16 protein-coding genes and 1 pseudogene are annotated in these 16872 nt (G+C 59.5%); 13 read left to right on the forward strand and 4 right to left on the reverse strand.

The window, feature by feature from the left end:
• Positions 1-342: 342 nt before the first annotated feature.
• The 4 genes and pseudogenes from coxB to J8Z22_RS00900 all read left to right on the forward strand — a co-directional run.
• Positions 343-1407: pseudogene (gene coxB / locus J8Z22_RS00885) on the forward strand (cytochrome c oxidase subunit II); the annotation flags it as partial.
• Between the two features lie 32 nt (positions 1408-1439).
• Complete coding sequence (gene ctaD / locus J8Z22_RS00890; RefSeq protein ID WP_252008382.1) at positions 1440-3050, forward strand: cytochrome c oxidase subunit I; 1611 nt, start codon at positions 1440-1442, stop codon at positions 3048-3050.
• 1 nt (position 3051) lies between these two features.
• The gene (locus J8Z22_RS00895; protein WP_028112648.1) at positions 3052-3591 is read left to right on the forward strand and encodes a cytochrome c oxidase assembly protein; all 540 of its coding nucleotides are present in this window, start codon (positions 3052-3054) and stop codon (positions 3589-3591) included.
• Positions 3592-3604: 13 nt separating this feature from the next.
• Positions 3605-4477, forward strand: coding sequence for a cytochrome c oxidase subunit 3 (locus tag J8Z22_RS00900; protein WP_245595576.1), 873 nt, complete (start codon positions 3605-3607; stop codon positions 4475-4477).
• Here the strand turns inward: J8Z22_RS00900 and J8Z22_RS00905 are convergent.
• Positions 4474-4689, reverse strand: coding sequence for a DUF2909 domain-containing protein (locus tag J8Z22_RS00905; protein WP_252008383.1), 216 nt, complete (start codon positions 4687-4689; stop codon positions 4474-4476). The genes J8Z22_RS00900 and J8Z22_RS00905 overlap by 4 nt on opposite strands.
• A 24-nt stretch (positions 4690-4713) precedes the next feature.
• Between J8Z22_RS00905 and J8Z22_RS00910 the strand changes: the two genes are divergently transcribed.
• The 6 genes from J8Z22_RS00910 to J8Z22_RS00935 all read left to right on the forward strand — a co-directional run bounded on the left by J8Z22_RS00910 (position 4714) and on the right by J8Z22_RS00935 (position 9601).
• Positions 4714-5424, forward strand: a complete 711-nt coding sequence (locus tag J8Z22_RS00910; protein WP_051252597.1) for an SURF1 family protein — start codon at positions 4714-4716, stop codon at positions 5422-5424.
• Between the two features lie 109 nt (positions 5425-5533).
• Complete coding sequence (locus J8Z22_RS00915) at positions 5534-6073, forward strand: hypothetical protein (protein ID WP_252008384.1); 540 nt, start codon at positions 5534-5536, stop codon at positions 6071-6073.
• Between the two features lie 9 nt (positions 6074-6082).
• Positions 6083-7066 (forward strand): heme A synthase, encoded by a 984-nt coding sequence (locus J8Z22_RS00920; protein WP_252008385.1) that lies wholly within the window; start codon positions 6083-6085, stop codon positions 7064-7066.
• Positions 7060-7965 carry a heme o synthase gene (gene cyoE, locus J8Z22_RS00925; protein ID WP_252008386.1) on the forward strand — a complete coding sequence of 302 codons (906 nt, stop codon included), beginning with the start codon at positions 7060-7062 and terminating at the stop codon, positions 7963-7965. The genes J8Z22_RS00920 and cyoE overlap by 7 nt, the downstream gene beginning before the upstream one ends.
• The gene (locus J8Z22_RS00930) at positions 7965-8585 is read left to right on the forward strand and encodes an SCO family protein (RefSeq protein WP_028112653.1); all 621 of its coding nucleotides are present in this window, start codon (positions 7965-7967) and stop codon (positions 8583-8585) included. Before cyoE ends, J8Z22_RS00930 begins: the two co-directional genes overlap by 1 nt.
• A gap of 62 nt (positions 8586-8647) precedes the next feature.
• Complete coding sequence (locus J8Z22_RS00935; protein WP_028112654.1) at positions 8648-9601, forward strand: alpha/beta hydrolase; 954 nt, start codon at positions 8648-8650, stop codon at positions 9599-9601.
• 5 nt (positions 9602-9606) lie between these two features.
• On the opposite strand, the gene J8Z22_RS00940 is transcribed toward J8Z22_RS00935, so the two are convergent.
• Positions 9607-10659 (reverse strand): polysaccharide deacetylase family protein, encoded by a 1053-nt coding sequence (locus J8Z22_RS00940; protein WP_252008387.1) that lies wholly within the window; start codon positions 10657-10659, stop codon positions 9607-9609.
• A 19-nt stretch (positions 10660-10678) separates the two neighbouring features.
• On the opposite strand from J8Z22_RS00940, the gene J8Z22_RS00945 reads away from it, so the two are divergent.
• Positions 10679-12016 (forward strand): MATE family efflux transporter, encoded by a 1338-nt coding sequence (locus J8Z22_RS00945; protein WP_028112656.1) that lies wholly within the window; start codon positions 10679-10681, stop codon positions 12014-12016.
• 55 nt (positions 12017-12071) lie between these two features.
• Here the strand turns inward: J8Z22_RS00945 and nfuA are convergent, their stop codons facing one another.
• Positions 12072-12650 (reverse strand): Fe-S biogenesis protein NfuA, encoded by a 579-nt coding sequence (gene nfuA, locus J8Z22_RS00950; RefSeq protein WP_028112657.1) that lies wholly within the window; start codon positions 12648-12650, stop codon positions 12072-12074.
• A gap of 214 nt (positions 12651-12864) precedes the next feature.
• On the opposite strand from nfuA, the gene J8Z22_RS00955 reads away from it, so the two are divergent.
• Positions 12865-15318 carry a M14 family zinc carboxypeptidase gene (locus J8Z22_RS00955; RefSeq protein WP_252008388.1) on the forward strand — a complete coding sequence of 818 codons (2454 nt, stop codon included), beginning with the start codon at positions 12865-12867 and terminating at the stop codon, positions 15316-15318.
• Positions 15319-15338: 20 nt separating this feature from the next.
• Here the strand turns inward: J8Z22_RS00955 and J8Z22_RS00960 are convergent, their stop codons facing one another.
• On the reverse strand, positions 15339-16067 hold the full coding sequence (locus tag J8Z22_RS00960) for a ComF family protein (protein ID WP_252008389.1): 729 nt from the start codon (positions 16065-16067) through the stop codon (positions 15339-15341).
• Between J8Z22_RS00960 and bioH the strand changes: the two genes are divergently transcribed.
• Positions 16066-16866: a pimeloyl-ACP methyl ester esterase BioH gene (gene bioH, locus J8Z22_RS00965; RefSeq protein ID WP_035415703.1), complete on the forward strand. Its 801-nt coding sequence runs from the start codon at positions 16066-16068 to the stop codon at positions 16864-16866. The genes J8Z22_RS00960 and bioH overlap by 2 nt on opposite strands.
• The last annotated feature ends 6 nt before the right edge of the window (positions 16867-16872 follow it).

Consider the following 16872-nt stretch of genomic DNA (forward strand, 5'->3'; position numbering starts at 1 on the left):
TTTAATACACCTTTTCATACCCTTAGTGTTTTCTATTGCCAATCGATAAATTAAAGAGATTTCCTCTTTTTTGCCCTTGCATACGTGGATTGAGTGCTATTCTTGATCTTGATCAAATCGAAATATGTCATTAGGTTAGAAAAGACACAGTCGAAGAACTGTGTGAGGCAGAAGTAACGGTCACGCGGAACCGCGTCGGCTGTGTGCCCAAACCGATTAAGGGGAGGGGAGCTTCATAGGGCTGAGCATTACTGTGCTGCTCTTCTCTGGATATTGCGTCATGCAATACACAGAGGAGTAGTTGATGTGAGAAGGATTGCTTTACTGGCCATCATCGCCTTGATGCCAGTGTGGGCGGTCGCCGAGTCGGATTACAATCTGACCCCGGGCGTGACCGCCATCAGTGAGCAGGTGTATGGCCTGCACATGACCATTTTCTATATCTGCTGTGCCATTGCGGCGGTGGTGTTTGGAGTGATGCTCTACTCCCTGATTGCACACCGCAAGTCCAAAGGCGCGGTGCCCGCCAATTTTCATGAAAGTACCAAGATCGAAATTCTGTGGACGGTGATTCCGTTCATTATTTTGATCGTCATGGCGGTGCCTGCCACCAAAACTCTGGTGGCGATGGAAGATCCCAGTCAGTCCGACCTCACCATTCAGATCACCGGCTCCCAATGGAAGTGGCATTACAAGTATTTCGACCAGGGTGTGGAGTTTTTCAGCCTGATGTCCACCCCTCAAAGCCAAATCAATGACGCCGAAGCCAAAGGCGAAAACTACCTGCTGGAGGTGGATAAGCCGTTGGTGATTCCCGTCAACCGCAAAGTCCGTTTCCTGATGACCTCTGACGACGTCATCCACTCCTGGTGGGTGCCGGCCTTTGCGGTGAAAAAGGACGCCAACCCGGGGTTCATCAACGAAGCCTGGACCCGGGTGGACAAGCCTGGCACCTACCGAGGTCAATGCGCCGAGTTATGTGGAAAAGACCACGGCTTCATGCCGGTGGTGGTGGAGGTGTTGCCAGAAGCGGAGTTTGATCTTTGGCTGGCCGAGCAGCAGGGGGCGGCGGCAGCGGCGGCCAAGGCGGAAACCGAAGCCCTGACCCAGACACTGACTATGGAGGAGAGCATGACCCTGGGAGAGCAGGTGTACCTGTCTCGATGCGCGGCCTGCCACATGCCTAACGGCGCGGGCCTGCAGGGGGTGTTCCCGGCTCTGAAAGACAGCCCCATCGCCCTGGGTGAGGTGAAGGCGCACATCGACATTGTGGTTCATGGCAAGGCCGGAACCGCCATGCAAGCGTTTGCGGCTCAGTTGAGTAACAAGGAGCTGGCGGCGGTGGTGACTTATGAACGAAACGCCTGGGGCAATGACACCGGCGATGTGGTACAGACGGCGGATGTAGCCGCCTCTAAGGGACAATGAGGGGCACAGTCATGACCATAGCGACACGAGAAAATCAGGCCGATGTCGGCCATATCGAAACGGAACACGACCATCACCACGCACCGCAGAAGGGCCTGAAACGATGGTTGCTGACCACCAACCACAAAGAGATCGGCACCCTGTATCTGTGGTTCAGCTTTACCATGTTTTTGGTCGGTGGGGCCATGGCGATGGTGATTCGGGCCGAGTTGTTCCAGCCGGGTCTGCAGTTGGTAGAGCCGAACTTCTTCAATCAGATGACCACGGTCCATGGACTGATTATGGTATTTGGGGCGGTGATGCCGGCGTTTACAGGGCTGGCTAACTGGATGATCCCGATGATGATCGGCGCCCCGGATATGGCACTGCCACGGCTGAACAACTGGAGTTTCTGGATCCTGCCGTTTGCCTTTGCCCTGTTGATCGGCAGTTTGTTTATGGAAGGGGGCGGTCCGGCATTCGGCTGGACTTTCTATGCGCCGTTGTCGACCACCTTCAGCGGTGATTCCACCGCGCTGTTTGTGTTTTCGGTTCACATCATGGGCATCAGCTCCATCATGGGCGCCATCAACGTCATTGTGACCATCGTCAACCTGCGTGCTCCGGGCATGACTTACATGAAGATGCCACTGTTTGTCTGGACCTGGTTGATCACCGCCTTTCTGTTGATCGCGGTGATGCCGGTACTGGCGGGGGCGGTGACCATGGTATTGACCGATAAGTACTTCGGTACCGCGTTCTTCGATGCCGCCGGCGGTGGTGACCCGGTGATGTTCCAGCACATTTTCTGGTTCTTTGGTCATCCAGAGGTGTACATCATGATTTTGCCGGCGTTTGGCATCATCTCCGCCATTGTGCCCGCGTTTTCCCGCAAGAAGTTGTTTGGCTATGCCTCCATGGTATACGCCACCGCGTCTATTGCCCTGCTGTCCTTCATCGTCTGGGCCCACCACATGTTCACCACCGGCATGCCGGTGGCGGCGGAACTGTTTTTCATGTACTGCACCATGCTGATCTCGGTGCCCACCGGGGTCAAGGTGTTTAACTGGGTGGCCACCATGTGGCGGGGCGCCATCAGCTTTGAGGCGCCGATGATGTTTGCGCTGGCGTTCATCGTGCTGTTTACCATCGGCGGCCTGTCCGGGTTGATGCTGGCCATTACGCCAGTGGATTTCCAGTACCACGATACCTACTTTGTGGTGGCCCATTTCCATTACGTGCTGGTGACCGGGGCGGTGTTTTCCATCATGGCGGCGGCCTACTACTGGCTGCCGAAATGGACCGGCCACATGTACAGCGAACGCCTGGCCAAATGGCACTTCTGGTGCTCTGTGGTGTCGGTCAATGTGCTGTTTTTCCCCATGCACTTCCTGGGACTGGCGGGGATGCCGAGACGGATTCCCGATTATGCCCTGCAGTTTGCCGATATTAATCAGATCGTTTCCATTGGTGGCTTTGCCTTTGGCTTGTCGCAACTGATCTTCCTCGCCTTGGTGATCAAGTGCATTCGCGGCGGCCAGCAGGCGCCGGCCAAGCCCTGGGACGGTGCCGAAGGGCTGGAGTGGACGGTGGCCTCTCCGGCGCCACTGCATACCTTCGATACGCCCCCTAAGGTAGCGTGAGATGACTGGCCCTAATGCCAATCGACGTCTGGTGACCCGGCTGCTGCTGGTCACGGTGGCCATGTTTGGTTTTGGCTTTGCCCTAGTGCCGCTGTACGACGTGTTCTGCGACATTACCGGCATCAATGGCAAGACTCGTCAGACCGCCGCGGCCGACAGCGAACAGGTGGACAGCCAACGCCTGGTCACCGTGGAGTTCATCACCTCGGTACACAGCGACATGCCCTGGCAGTTTGAACCCGAGGTCAACCGCATTCAGGTACACCCTGGTGAGACCCGTCAGGTGGCCTTTCTGGCTCGAAACCTTTCCCAGCGGGACATTATTGGTCAGGCCGTGCCCTCGGTCACGCCGGGGCAGGGGGCACTCTATTTCTCCAAGATCGAGTGCTTTTGCTTTAACCACCAGCCCCTGGAAGCGGGGGCAGAAACCCAGATGCCGTTGCTGTTCTATCTGGATCCGGCCCTGCCGGAGGAGATTCAGACCCTGACCCTGTCATACACGCTCTACAACGTGACCGACCAGGCCAATGAGCGTGGCTAAGGAGAGCAATTCGATGAAACATGAAAAGTATTACGTTCCCGAGCAGAGCTACTGGCCCATTGTTGGTGCCATCGGCCTGTTTCTTATCGCATTGGGAGCGGGAAACTACGTCGGCGGCCTCAAGAGCGGCGATACCGGCATCTTTGGTTACGTGCTGCTGTCCGGCATTGCGGTGATTGTGGTGATGGTGGTTGGTTGGTTTGGCACGGTGATCAACGAGTCCATGGCCGGCCTGTATTCCCGGCAGATGGACCGGTCGTTCCGACAGGGGATGTCCTGGTTTATCTTCTCTGAAGTGATGTTTTTCGGCGCTTTTTTCGGGGCCCTGTTCTATGCCCGCATGGTGGCGGTGCCCTGGTTAGGAGGCGCCGGCAACAATGCCATGACCCATGAGGTACTGTGGCCGACGTTTGAGGCGATGTGGCCGCTGGTAACCACCCCGGGAGGCGAGACCACCCAGGCCATGGGCTGGCAGGGACTGCCACTGTACAACACCCTGATTCTGTTAACCTCGTCGGTGACTTTGCACTTCGCCCACGTGGCATTGGAGCAGGATCGGCGCCGGCCTCTGACCGGCTGGTTGGCGGCCACGGTGTTGCTGGGAGTGTGCTTTCTGGCGCTGCAGGGCGAAGAGTACCTGCACGCCTATCAGGAGATGAACCTGACCCTGAGCTCCGGCGTCTATGGCAACACCTTCTTCCTGTTGACCGGGTTTCATGGCCTGCATGTGACCCTGGGAACCATCATGCTGCTGACGATGTTGGTGCGGGTGGTGAAGGGGCACTTTACGCCGCAGAAGCATTTCGCCTTTCAGGCCAGTGCCTGGTATTGGCATTTTGTGGATGTGGTGTGGTTGTTGCTGTTTGTGTTCGTCTACATCCTTTAATAGGGGCGGGGGTTAGGCTGCAGCCAGCCTCCCATTAGCGCCAGGATCAGCAGGACCACCACAAAGGCGGACAGGGCCACACGCCGCCCCAGGTACTGACTCATGTTGTGACTGCCGCTGTTGTCCTTGAGCATCAACAGCAAGGCTCGGCCCAGATTAAACACAATGAACAGCAGCAGCGCCACAAGCAGCAGTTTTAACGCAATTTGCATGGACCTTCCTTAGTCGGGATTTGTATGAAGTATTGGTGGTTCCCTCTGATTACTCTGGCGGTATTTTGTGCACTGGTCAAGTTAGGCTGGTGGCAGCTGCAGCGGGCTGACACCAAGCAGCGACTGCAACAACAACTGCAGCAACGGGGGCAACAGACGCTGAGCTGGAATCAGCTTCAGGAGGGGGGCGATGTGAGCGGATTTGGTCTGGCGGTATCGGTGCAGCCGCGGGCACTGCCGCCGCTGCTGCTGGACAACCGTACCCTCAATGGTCAGGTCGGTTACCAGTGGCTTCAGCCGGTGGTGGTGGCGGATGAGCAGCCTCTGCTGTTGCTGGATCTGGGGTTTGTGGCTGCGGGTTCTCGCCGGGATACGTTGCCGATGCTGCCGACGTTGCCGGACTCGCTGTCGGTATCGGGACGCTTGTATCGGCCTGGGCACAACCCGCTGTCCCGTCATAGTTATGGCGAACCCGGAGACAAGATCCGCATTCAGGCGGTGAATTTCGAGGAAATTGGGCAGATGTTGGAACAAGCGACGTTGCCCTATCTGCTGTTTGTCGACCAGCCGGTCGAGATTGGATTTATTCGCCAGTGGCGGCCGATTTCCATGAGTCCGGATAAGCACAAAGGCTACGCGGTGCAGTGGTTTGGCCTGGCAACGGCGTGGTTGGTAATCGTTTATCTGCTGTGGCGCCGGCAACGGCCTCTTGCGCCGCTGCCCCAAGCCAGATAGTGTGATCTGTGTCACTGTTGTTTCCCCCTAGCGGTACTGGGAGGAGCGTCTTGAATTGTCTGTAACCGGCGGCCGGCCTTGCCGAGCCCTGATGATGAGAGGAGCAATCATGAACTCCCGGAACCGCAAACCATTAATGCTGCTGCTGGTGGTGTTTCTGGCGCCATTCTTAACCGCCCTGCTGGTGCTGCAGCTGGGTTGGTATCAAGGGGGCGCCACCAACAAGGGCCAGTTACTGGCTGGCCTGCATTACCGCTCGCTGGCCCAACCCAACCCCGCCGAACGGCAGTGGCAGTTGTTGTACCTGCTGCCCTCCCAATGCGACGCCAGCTGTGAAGATCGCCTTACCGCGATGCAGAAAGTACTGCAAGCCCTCGGTCGAGAACGGGAGCGGGTGAATGCGGTGGTGTTCTATTACCAGCAGCGGCCGGAGCTGGCCGAGATCCTGACTGAGAAAGGCTTCCTTATGGCTCGGGCCAATGACGCGGTGAAATCGGCGCTGACAGAACAGACTCTGGTCATTGTCGACCCTTTGGGGCAGTGGGTGATGGGCTATGGTGACGTGCAGGGCCAGAACGCTCAGATCCTGCAGGGCAAACATCTGTTGGCGGACATGCGAAAGCTGCTGAAGCTGTCTCGAGTGGGCTAAGGGGGACCGATGAATCGATTGATCCTGGCCACGGCGGCGCTGGCCTTTGTGGTGATTGTGGTTGGGGCCTTTACCCGCCTGACTGACGCCGGCCTCGGTTGCCCGGATTGGCCCGGCTGCTATGGGTTCTTAACGCCGGTCGAGGCCAAGGCTAACGAAGCCTTGGCCCTGAGCCGCTTCCCGGATCGACCGCTGGAGATGGCCAAGGCCTGGGCCGAGATGGGGCATCGTTACATCGCCAGCCTGTTGGGACTGATGATTTTGACCATTGCGCTGCTGAGTTGGCGCACGCCGCAGCGGGGCCACGGCCTGGCGTTACTGGGGCTGGTGCTGTTTCAGGGCGCGTTGGGAATGTGGACGGTTACCCTGAACCTGATGCCGGTGGTGGTGATGGGCCATCTGCTGGGGGGACTGACGGTGTTGTCGCTGCTGGCGTTGTTATGGATGCGACGCCAACCTGAACGGTTGGAACTGCAGCAGCCCAGCTTGGTGCTGCTGGCGGCGGTGGCCTTGGTGGCCCTGGTATTTCAGGTTGCGTTGGGGGGCTGGACCTCGGCCAACTACGCGGCAGTGGTGTGCACCACGCTGCCGATATGCGAAGGCAACTGGTGGCAGCAGTGGGACCCGGCCACCGCGTTTCGGCTGATACAGCCTGCGGCCAACAGCTATGAATTTGGCACCCTGGATTATGCCGCCCGCATGACCATCCATGTCAGCCACCGACTGTGGGCGGTGGTGACGGCGTTGCTGTTGCTGTGGTTGGCACTGCGTCTGATGCGCCATCCGCAGTTGAACCGTTGGGGCATCGCAATGGTGGTGCTGACCCTGATCCAAGTGGGGTTGGGCGTGGCCAATGTGGTGTGGCAGTTGCCATTGGCGGTCGCGGTGGGCCACAACGGCGGTGCCGCACTGTTGGTGATGACCCTGGTGTGCATCAATTATCGAGTCCAAAGCCGGCAGCCGGCGGCCCTAAGGGAGAGAGTGCCATGTTGAAAGCCATAGGTTGGAGTAAGCGGAACCCGGCGTTGGCCTGGCGCGACTATCTGGAGATGACCAAACCCAAGGTGGTGTTACTGATGCTGGTGACTGCGCTGGTGGGGATGGCTCTGGCTTCTCCCGGGTGGGTGGCGTTGCCGACCCTGATCAGTGGCTTGTCCGGGATCGGCCTGATGGCCGGTGCGGCGGCGGCGGTCAACCACCTGTTGGATCGCCGTATTGATACCATCATGGCCCGGACCCACAACCGGCCAGTGGCCACAGGCCGGGTCTCTCCCTTCCATGGTGGGGTGTTTGCCGCCGTTATCGGCAGCCTGGGTTTTGTCATTCTGTATGGGTTTGTCAATCCCCTTACTGCCTGGCTGACTCTGGCAAGCTTGGTGGGCTATGCCCTGATTTACACCGGCTTTCTCAAACGGGCGACGCCGCAGAACATTGTTATCGGTGGCCTGGCGGGGGCGATGCCGCCGTTATTGGGCTGGACCAGTGTGACAGGCGATTTCCATGGCCATGGCTTGTTGCTGGTGATCATCATTTTCACCTGGACGCCGCCTCATTTCTGGGCCTTGGCTGTGCACCGCCGGGATGAATACGCCAAGGCCGACATTCCGATGTTGCCGGTTACCCATGGCATCGAATACACCAAAACCTCCATCTTGTTGTACAGCTTCCTGTTGGTGATCGCTTGCATGCTACCGGTGTTGGTGGGGATGAGTGGCGGCATCTACCTGCTGGGTTCAACGGTACTGAGCCTGTGGTTTCTGGTGAAAGCCTGGCAGCTGAAGTACAGCCCCAAGCCAGACTCCGCCATCAAGTTGTTCCTGTTCTCCATCTGGCAGCTACTGGCGCTGTTTGTGCTGTTGTTGGTGGATCACTACCTGCCGGTGGGGGTGTAATGCGTTGGGTGTATGGCGGGGTAGCCGCAGCGGCATTGCTGGCCGGAGTGTTGTTGGCCTGGAGCGGCCAGCAACCGCCAAAGGTGTCGGCGCTGTGGTTGCCGCAACCGCGGGAGTTGGTGGACTTTGAACTGATCGATGATCTGGGCCAGCCCTATGGCAATGACAGTCTGCGTGGTCACTGGACCTTGCTGTTTATGGGGTTCACCTCCTGCCCTGATGTCTGCCCCAGCACCATGGCGAGGCTGGCGTCGGCCTATCCGCCATTGGCGCAGCAGTTGGATCTGCAGGTGGTATTGATGTCGGTGGATCCGCAGCGGGACAGCAGTGAGCGGCTGCATCAGTACGTCGGCTATTTCAATCCATCATTTCGGGCCGTGACCGGTGAGCACAGTCAACTGTTTGCCTTAAGCCGCAGCCTGGGGTTGATGTACGCCATGGTCGACAGCGACGGCGCCGATGGCTACTCGGTGGACCACAGTGCCGACATCGTACTGATCAATCCCAGCGGTCAGCTGGAGGCGATTTTTCGGCCTCAAGGAGGCGTCGGCGAACTCAGGCTGGTGTCGATGACCCAGCTGAAGACAGACCTGCCGGCGATCGCCCGGTTCCGCAGTTAAGGCTGGCGCCAGAGTGCCGCTTTTGAGCCACTGCTGACTTTGATGATGGAAAGGGAACGCCAATGCGTCAGTGGTGTGTGGGGGTGCTGTTGGGGCTGCTGTGTGGCTGCAGCACCATGGTGGCCAAACGAATTACCGACTTTGACTCGGTCACTTTGGCGCCGTCCCAGCGGCAGGAATTGGCCCAACAGGGGTTCAACGACGGCCGCTTTTGTCTTCAGGGGCGTTGTCTTCATTACCTGACAGGAAAGCCGTTGCACTCGACTCGGCTGCGATCGTCGCTGCAGATCGATGGCCATGAGAGCCAGTTGCTGCTGAGTCGTGACCAGTTACCCCGCCGCGTCGGCACCGTGGTGTTGCTGCACGGGTTTCGCATGACCAAGGAGCTGATGTCGGCCAACGGCCTGTACTGGCGATTTCTTGGTTATCGGGTGTTGATTCCGGACCTGCCTGGTCACGGCGGTTCTCATTCCGACTTCAGTTTTGGCACTCAGGATGGCCGTTTGCTCAGCGCCTGGCTTGATGACCAGTCCCAATTAACCTATCCCCTGTACCTGTTTGGAAACTCTATGGGGGCGGTGGCTGCCGCCCACCTTGCGGCGGCCCGAAACGACGTTTCCGGACTGATTCTGCAGGCGCCGATGCTGGGGTTGGAACAATCGGTGCTGAACTTTCCCCGCCCCTGGTACCTGGGCTGGATTCCGGATGACAGTATGCGGCAAGGTGCCCGTCAGGCACTGACGACGCTGTCGCTGCAGGAGTCACAGCTGGACATTCGACAGTTGTTGCCTGAGTTAGCCTTGCCGACGTTGATTTTTGCTTCGGATGGCGATGCGGTGTCGCCCTATGCAGAGTTGCAACCGCTGCGCTCGAATCGAATCAAGGTGGTGAATGTGCCCAATCTGACTCATCCGCAACTGGCGCTGATTGGCAATGCCGAACATCGGCAGATACAGGCCTGGCTGCAACAGCGGCAGCATGAGAACCGCCGCCCCCCGGGCAGGGGGGCGGGTTAATCGGATTACTCTTCGGGCCAACTGCCGTCGGCACGGGCCTGCACCCAAGGCTGGGAGAACCAGTAGTAGCCGCCGCTGGTTTTGCTGGGTGCGGTGCAGTTGTAGCGGGAGCGGCCCGCCGGTAACGGCAGATCGGCCTGAATGCTGAAGCTGTGATCATCGAGCCAGATGGGCGCCTTGCCCCCCTGTCCCTGGATGTAGCACATCAGCGCATCGGTGCGGACATCGTCACCGGCCAGGGTGACGGTCAGGGTTGGCCGGTCCCGATCCACCAGTTGGGATTCCTCTCCCTCTAATTTGGTGACCGGCATATTGAGGCTGTGCAGCTTCACCTTCAGGGCCGACATATCCGCATAGGGACCGGCCACCGGATAGCGAGGGATGGCGGTTAAGCTGCTGTAAGGGCCGGCGGCACCGGAGTGCTGGCCGATGCCGACGTAATCCATATTGGCCAGCCGGGTTCTCAGGGCCTGATTGAATTCGCCGTAGGGGTAGGCCAATTGGCGAACACTGTAGCCGATTTCCCGTTCGATGATCGCTTCGGTTTGACGAATGTCGGCTTCGATGCGATCCAGCCAGGCGGCCTGGGTTTCACCGTCGAGGCGACGAATCAGATGATCATGGGCGTAGCTGTGATTGGCGATAGTGGCCCCCTCTCTGGACAGGGCTCGCAGCGCGTCCCAATCCAGCATCTCACCATAATTCTGCTCAATGGGAGCGATACTGACAAACAGGGTGTAGGGAAACTGATGGCGGCGCAGAATGGGATGGGCGTTGTCGGCCACGTTTTGATAGCCGTCATCAAAAGTGATGGCTACGGTTTTCGGGGGCAGGGCCTGGCGTTGGCGCACGGCATCGATGACGTCGTTCAGGGGGACCACGTTAAAGTCGTTGTCCGCCAGGTACGCCATCTGTTCAGCAAACTGTGCCGGGGTGACGCTGGTGCTGGCGGGGGTATCTTCGCTAACATGGTGATACTGCAGTATTACGCTGGCCAGACTTGGCCAAGCACAGAAAAGACCTGCCACGATAGCCAGTCTTACTACATTGCGATTCATATTAAGGTTCCAAGTTTCGATGACGATTCCAGCCGTACTGACTCAGCGTCAGGCTCACAGGCGCACCTTTGCGCTGGCCTGGCCGATGATTTTATCCAATGTCACTATCCCGTTGCTGGGGCTGGTGGATACGGCGGTTATCGGTCACCTCGATGAGGCCTACTACCTTGGGGGTGTGGCCGTCGGGTCCATGATTATAACCTTTCTGATGTGGATGCTGGGATTTTTACGCATGGGCACCACCGCCTTGGTGGCTCAGGGCCATGGGGCCGACGACATTCAGGCACAACTGCGGGTGTTGGCACAGGGGTTGATTCTGGCGCTGGGCCTGGCCTCAATGCTGTTGGTGTTGCAGTGGCCGATCCTGCATTGGGGGCTGCCGTTGGCGGGGGGCAGCGATCAGGTTCAGCTGTACGCCAGTCAGTATTTTCAGATTCGAATCTGGGGGGCTCCGGCCGCCTTGATCAACCTGGTATTGCTCGGGTTTCTGTTGGGGCGAGGCCAGCCTAAGGTGGCGATGTGGCAACTGATCCTGGGCAACAGCCTCAACATTGGCCTGGATCTGTTGTTCGTGGTGGGCTTTGGTTGGGGGGTGTCTGGCGCGGCCTGGGCCAGCCTGTGTGCCGAGTACGGCACCATGGCGCTGGCGGCGTACCTGGTGTGGCGGGTGTTGGTGGCCAACCGGGTCGGGCGCCTGCCTTGGTCGTTGCATGGCCTCAGTCGCCTGGTGCGCCTGAACCGGGATATTTTCCTGCGCACCTTGTGTCTGCAGCTGTGTTTGAGTTTTGTCACCATCATGGGCGCCCGCCTGGGGGATGTGGTGGTGGCTGGCAACGCGGTGCTGATGAATTTCATGTTGGTGATGGCGTACGCCCTGGACGGCTTTGCTTACAGCGCCGAGGTGGAAGTGGGACGGGCCTGGGGGCGGAATGATCGGCAGCGGTTTGTGGATGCGGTGATCCTGGGCTGGTTCTGGTCGGCCCTGACGGCAGTGGGGTTTGCGATGGTGTTTGCACTCGGCGGAGAGGCGCTGATCGGGATGTTGACGGATCTGGCGCCGGTGCAGGCCCACGCCCAAACCTACCTCCCCTGGGTCGTGGTATTGCCACTGATGGCATTCAGCTGTTTTCTGTTTGATGGGGTCTACATCGGTGCGGCACAGGGAGCCCAGATGCGCAATGCCATGCTGCTGTCGGCATTGGGGTTTTTCTTGCTGTGGTGGCTGAGCCTAGGCTGGGGCAATCATGGTTTATGGCTGGCATTGAACGGCTTTATGGCGCTGCGGGGCATCACGTTAGCCTGGCACTACTTCCGCTACCTTAAACCCGTCGCCTTGCGGCCTGAATCGGTGGTCTAGGCCTTCAGAAACGACCACGCCCGGCCAGGCCGGGCGTGGAGGATGGCATCGACTCTTAGTAGAAAGAGTGATCGCCATGCTGGTGTTCGGTGACGTCTTTAACGGCCGTCAGCTCGTTGGCAAAGGCTTCCAACAGCTGCTTTTCGATGCCGTCTTTCAGAGTGACGTCTACCATGGAGCAGCCGTTACAGCCGCCGCCGAACTGAATCACGGCCACGCCGTCGTCGGTCAACTCCACCAGAGTGATGTAACCACCGTGGCTGGCCAGTTGCGGATTTACCTGTGACTGAATTACGTAGTCCAGGCGCTCCTTCAGCGGCGCGTCGTCGGCCACTTTGCGCATCTTGGCGTTGGGGGCTTTCAGAGTCAGCTGCGAGCCCAGTTGATCGGTAACGTAGTCGATCAGTGCTTCTTCCAGAAATGGAATGCTTTTGGCGTCAACCAGGGCGTCGAAGCCATTGAATGGCAGAGTGGTGTCATCCTCTTCCACCGCATCGGATGGACAGTAAGATACGCCGCACTCCGCCTGTGGGGTGCCGGGGTTGATGACGAAAACTCGAATATTGGTGCCTTCCGGCTGCTGCTCGAGCAACTTTGAAAAGTGGCTCTGGGCGGCTTCGGTAATGGTGATCATAACTGCTCTCTACTGCGGTTAATGCCTGACTAATAAAGTCGGTTATCTGCATCATAACCCGACGGGGGAGCGGATTATAGCCCCTAATGGCGATCCGGGTCACGCTTTGGCTGGATTGCGCCGAGTGTGACTGATAGCATGTTTTTACTAAATAACAACAATAAGTTCACGGAAGATGCGCATTTTTCTTTTAGCTTTCAGCCTGATATCCGCAATGGCCCTGGCCAGGGTCGATCCGCTGCTGCCGCAGCAGGACCGCTATCTGCCGACCCTGCCGACGCCGACTCAGCAATTTGGCCACCCCATTGGCGAACGGCATTTGCGCTACGATCAGGTGTTGGCCTATTTTCAGACCCTGGCCCGGCAGTCGCCCCGTGTCAGCCTGGAGCCTGCCGGTGTCAGTCATCAGGGGCGGCAGCAGATTGCCGCGGTGATCACTTCAGAGGCCAACCAACAGCGACTGGATCAGATACTGGCCGACCGGGCTCGGGTCAGTGAGGGGGACCGGGTCGGAGGCCCCACTGTGGTGTGGCTGGCTTACAGCATTCACGGTGATGAGGCCAGTGGCCTGCACGCCGGCACCCTGTTTGCCTATTACCTGGCGGCGTCGCAATCGCCCCAGGTCCAGCGTTGGTTACAGGAGATGGTGATTCTGATCACCCCCAGCCAGAACCCGGACGGCAACGATCGCTTTGCCAACTGGGTTAACGGCTATACCGGCAGCCAACTCAACGGCAGTAACTGGCACCGCGAGCATTTTCAGGCCTGGCCCAGTGGCCGGGTGAACCACTTCCTGGCGGACCTGAATCGCGACTGGCTGTATCTGCGCCACCCGGAGAGTCGGGGCCGGGTGGCGGTGTATCAGCGCTGGCAGCCCCATGTGGTTGGTGATTATCACGAAATGGGCCACAACAGCAGCTACTTCTTTCAGCCCGGAGTACCCAGCCGCACCCATCCGTTGACTCCGGCGCAGAACCAGTCGCTGACCTCGGCGCTGGGGCGCTACCACGCCGAAGCCCTGGACGCACTGGGCCAACCCTATTTCTCCCGTGAGTCCTTTGATGACTTTTATTACGGTAAGGGCTCCACCTATCCGGACATCAATGGCGGCGTCGGCATCCTGTTTGAGCAGGCATCGGTTCGCGGGCATCTGCGGGACACCGAGTATGGCCAGCGCAGCTTTCGGGACGCCATTCGCAACCAGTTGGCCACCTCATTCTCCACCGTGCGGGGCAGTTTCGAGCAAGGGAAGGCGCTGCAGCAGTATCAACATGAGTTCTTTGTGCACTCCCTCGAGCAGGGGCAGGACCGAAACGGCGCCGGGTTGCTGGTGAGCAGTGGTGGCGATCGGGGCCGGCTTCAGGCCCTGGCAGAGATTCTGTCTGCCCATCAGGTAGAGTTTCAGTATCTGGCTAATTCGGTGACCAGTAAGGGGGGGAGCTACCCCAAGGGCAGTGTGTACATTCCGTTTGCCCAGTCCCGATATGCCTTGGTGGCGGCGTTGTTTGACCGACGGACTCAGTTTGCCGACAACACTTTCTACGATGTGTCGGCCTTCGGAGTCGATTTGGCGTTCAACCTGGAGGTGGTCACCCTGAAGCGCCGCCCCAAGGTGGTCAGCCAGTTGCCGCAACCGGCGGCCGAGGCAACCGGGCCGGCACTGGCCTGGACCCTGGATTGGAATCAACGCCAGGCGCCGGCGGCACTGGCCTATCTGTTGTCGCGGCAGATCCAGGTTCGTTTTGCCGAAGTGCCCGGGCGGCTGCAGGGCCACGACGGTGAGATTGAGGTGCATCCCGGCACCCTGCTGATGGCTGGCAATCAACCCGGCATTGCGTCGGCGCTGTCCACGCTGAGGACTACTTATGAGCTGTCACCCCAGGCAGTGGTTCGAGGACAGGCGCTGAATGGTCCGGATCTGGGCAGCCGCAAGTTCCGGCCCGCCACCGCGGCCAGGCCGTTGATTCTGGTGGGGCGCAATGTCAGCCAGTATGAGGTGGGGCAATTGTGGAGCTATCTGGATCAGCAAGTGGGGGTGGCGGCCACCCTGATCGACGCCGAGTACGCCGAGCGGGTGCCCATGGAGGAGTTCACTCACCTGTTTCTGGTGGATGGCCGCTACCGGCAGATGACTGCGGCCATTGAGGCCAGGATTCAGCGCTTTGTGCGTCAGGGTGGGGTGCTGGTGGCCTGGCAGGGCGGCGCCCGTGAGGTAGCCGACTGGAATTTGGTGGACGTCAGCATCGTGGGGCGACGGCAACTGGAGAATGAGTTTGAGGACCATCCGATTCAGTTTGCCGAGCGTTACCAGGAGGATGCCAGGCGGACCATTGGTGGGGCGATTGTCGATTGGCGGCTGGATACCAGTCACCCCCTTGGCTTCGGGCTAACCGCGAGCTTACCGATGATGAAGGATCGGGAGATGGTGCTGCAGCTGGATGGTGGTCAGGCTCATCAGGTGGCCCGGTACGCCGAGCGGCCGTTGCTGTCTGGTTTTATGGCGCCGGAGTACCAGTCATCCGTTGGCGGCCAGGCCAGTGCGGTAGTGGCGCGCAAGGATAAGGGAGCGGTCGTGTTGCTGGCGGACAACCCCTTGTTTAGGAACTTCTGGTTGGGGTCTGAGCGGTTGGTGGCCAACAGCCTGTATCTGGTGCCGGCACTGAACTGAGCCCGGTAGGTACAGGCTGGCTAGCGGCTGACGCGTTGAATGGCACTGGCCAGGGTCCAGTACTGACTGACGGCGATGCCCTGTTTCCCCAGACTGGCAGCCAGCATGGCCAGGGTGGTGCCAGTGGTGATGATGTCGTCCACCAGCGCCACCTGACTCATGCCCGAGTTGGCCTCAATGCCATAGGCCCCGCTGAGGTTCTGGCGGCGCTCGCGGCCACTGAGGCGATGCTGGGGTCGGGTGGCCTTTACCTTGGTAGCCAGGGTCTCGGCGTGAGGCACTCCCAGTCGCTGCGACAGTGCTTGGGCGATCAGGTGGGCGTGGTTGAAGCCCTGTTGCTGCAGGCGTCTTCGGTGCATGGGGACCGATACCAGCGCCTGAGGCCAGCCGATTACCCCCTGAGCGTGATAAAACAGAATTCGCTGTTGCAGCCGATCCACCATCGGGGCAATCAGTCCCCATTGGTGTTGAGTCTTGATCAAGGCGGCACAGCGCCCCGCTGGCTGGTGGTAGTCAAAGGCGCTGATTACTGGTCGCCAGCGTTTGCGACTCAAGCAGTGACCACAGCGATGAGGAGGGGTCTGGGCAAGGGGTTTGTGGCAGTGCAGACACACGGCGCCCAGCTGCCCATCGGTGCAGCAGGTTTCGCACAACCCCTGCCCCTGATGCAGCGGTTGCTGGCACAGGTAGCAGCGGTTGGGTAGACTGACGGCCACCAGCCGATCCAGAGTCTGATAGAGAATTGACATGCCATTAAGCCTAGCCGACCCCACACCATTAAGCCTGACTTGGCAGGGACAGGGCCACCCCATCGTGTTGCTGCATGGGTGGGGCATGAATGCGGCGGTGTTCGCGCCGTTTGCCGACCTGCTGGCTGAGCAGGGGTTTCGAGTGGGGTTGCTGGATCTGCCGGGCTTTGGTCTCAGCCCGCCTCTGAGTGATGGCCTGACGGTGGCCGGCTTGGCGGCGGCGGTGATCCAGACCCTCGATGACCAGTTGTCTGCGCCCTGCACCCTGCTGGGGTGGTCCATGGGGGGGCTGGTGGCCACCGAGGTGGCCCGGCATCAGCCGGCGCAGGTATCGCAGCTGGTGACGGTGGCCAGCAGCCCCTGTTTCGAGCAACGGCCGCAGTGGCCCGGGATTAAGCCAGAGGTGCTGGCGGGCTTTGCCGCCGCCTTGGAACTGGATTTTGATGGCACCTTAGATCGCTTCGTGGCCTTGCAGGCCATGGGCAGTCGCAGTGCCCGTCAGGACACCCGTTTGATTCGCGAGGCGTTGTCAAAGGCGCAGCGCCCCCATGAGGCGGCGTTAAGACAGGGGCTGGCGGTGTTGCAACAGGTGGATCAACGGGCGTCGCTGCCTCAGGTGTGCCTTCCCTGGTTGCGTCTCTATGGTCGCCTGGATGCGTTGGTGCCGGCCTCTGGAGTGCCACTGGTGGATGCTCTGGCGCCGCAGTCGGTGTCTGTGGTGCTGCCAAAAGCCGCCCATGCGCCGTTTATCTCTCATCCGCAAGAGACCCTGGCGGCATTGAAGCAGTTTCATTGTTAATAGCGG

The organism is Ferrimonas sp. SCSIO 43195 (genome assembly GCF_023716685.1).
GTDB lineage: Bacteria > Pseudomonadota > Gammaproteobacteria > Enterobacterales > Shewanellaceae > Ferrimonas > Ferrimonas kyonanensis.

Bases quoted from the DNA above. Each gene is read 5' to 3' on its own strand.
- nfuA (WP_028112657.1), bottom strand. From the start codon at position 12,650: ATGATCACCATTACCGAAGCCGCCCAGAGCCACTTTTCAAAGTTGCTC.
- J8Z22_RS00930 (WP_028112653.1), top strand. From the start codon at position 7,965: ATGCGTTGGGTGTATGGCGGGGTAGCCGCAGCGGCATTGCTGGCCGGA.
- J8Z22_RS00935 (WP_028112654.1), top strand. From the start codon at position 8,648: ATGCGTCAGTGGTGTGTGGGGGTGCTGTTGGGGCTGCTGTGTGGCTGC.
- cyoE (WP_252008386.1), top strand. From the start codon at position 7,060: ATGTTGAAAGCCATAGGTTGGAGTAAGCGGAACCCGGCGTTGGCCTGG.
- J8Z22_RS00900 (WP_245595576.1), top strand. From the start codon at position 3,605: ATGAAACATGAAAAGTATTACGTTCCCGAGCAGAGCTACTGGCCCATT.
- J8Z22_RS00905 (WP_252008383.1), bottom strand. From the start codon at position 4,689: ATGCAAATTGCGTTAAAACTGCTGCTTGTGGCGCTGCTGCTGTTCATT.
- ctaD (WP_252008382.1), top strand. From the start codon at position 1,440: ATGACCATAGCGACACGAGAAAATCAGGCCGATGTCGGCCATATCGAA.
- J8Z22_RS00915 (WP_252008384.1), top strand. From the start codon at position 5,534: ATGAACTCCCGGAACCGCAAACCATTAATGCTGCTGCTGGTGGTGTTT.
- J8Z22_RS00895 (WP_028112648.1), top strand. From the start codon at position 3,052: ATGACTGGCCCTAATGCCAATCGACGTCTGGTGACCCGGCTGCTGCTG.
- bioH (WP_035415703.1), top strand. From the start codon at position 16,066: ATGCCATTAAGCCTAGCCGACCCCACACCATTAAGCCTGACTTGGCAG.
- J8Z22_RS00955 (WP_252008388.1), top strand. From the start codon at position 12,865: ATGGCCCTGGCCAGGGTCGATCCGCTGCTGCCGCAGCAGGACCGCTAT.
- J8Z22_RS00960 (WP_252008389.1), bottom strand. From the start codon at position 16,067: ATGTCAATTCTCTATCAGACTCTGGATCGGCTGGTGGCCGTCAGTCTA.
- J8Z22_RS00910 (WP_051252597.1), top strand. From the start codon at position 4,714: ATGAAGTATTGGTGGTTCCCTCTGATTACTCTGGCGGTATTTTGTGCA.
- J8Z22_RS00945 (WP_028112656.1), top strand. From the start codon at position 10,679: ATGACGATTCCAGCCGTACTGACTCAGCGTCAGGCTCACAGGCGCACC.
- J8Z22_RS00920 (WP_252008385.1), top strand. From the start codon at position 6,083: ATGAATCGATTGATCCTGGCCACGGCGGCGCTGGCCTTTGTGGTGATT.
- J8Z22_RS00940 (WP_252008387.1), bottom strand. From the start codon at position 10,659: ATGAATCGCAATGTAGTAAGACTGGCTATCGTGGCAGGTCTTTTCTGT.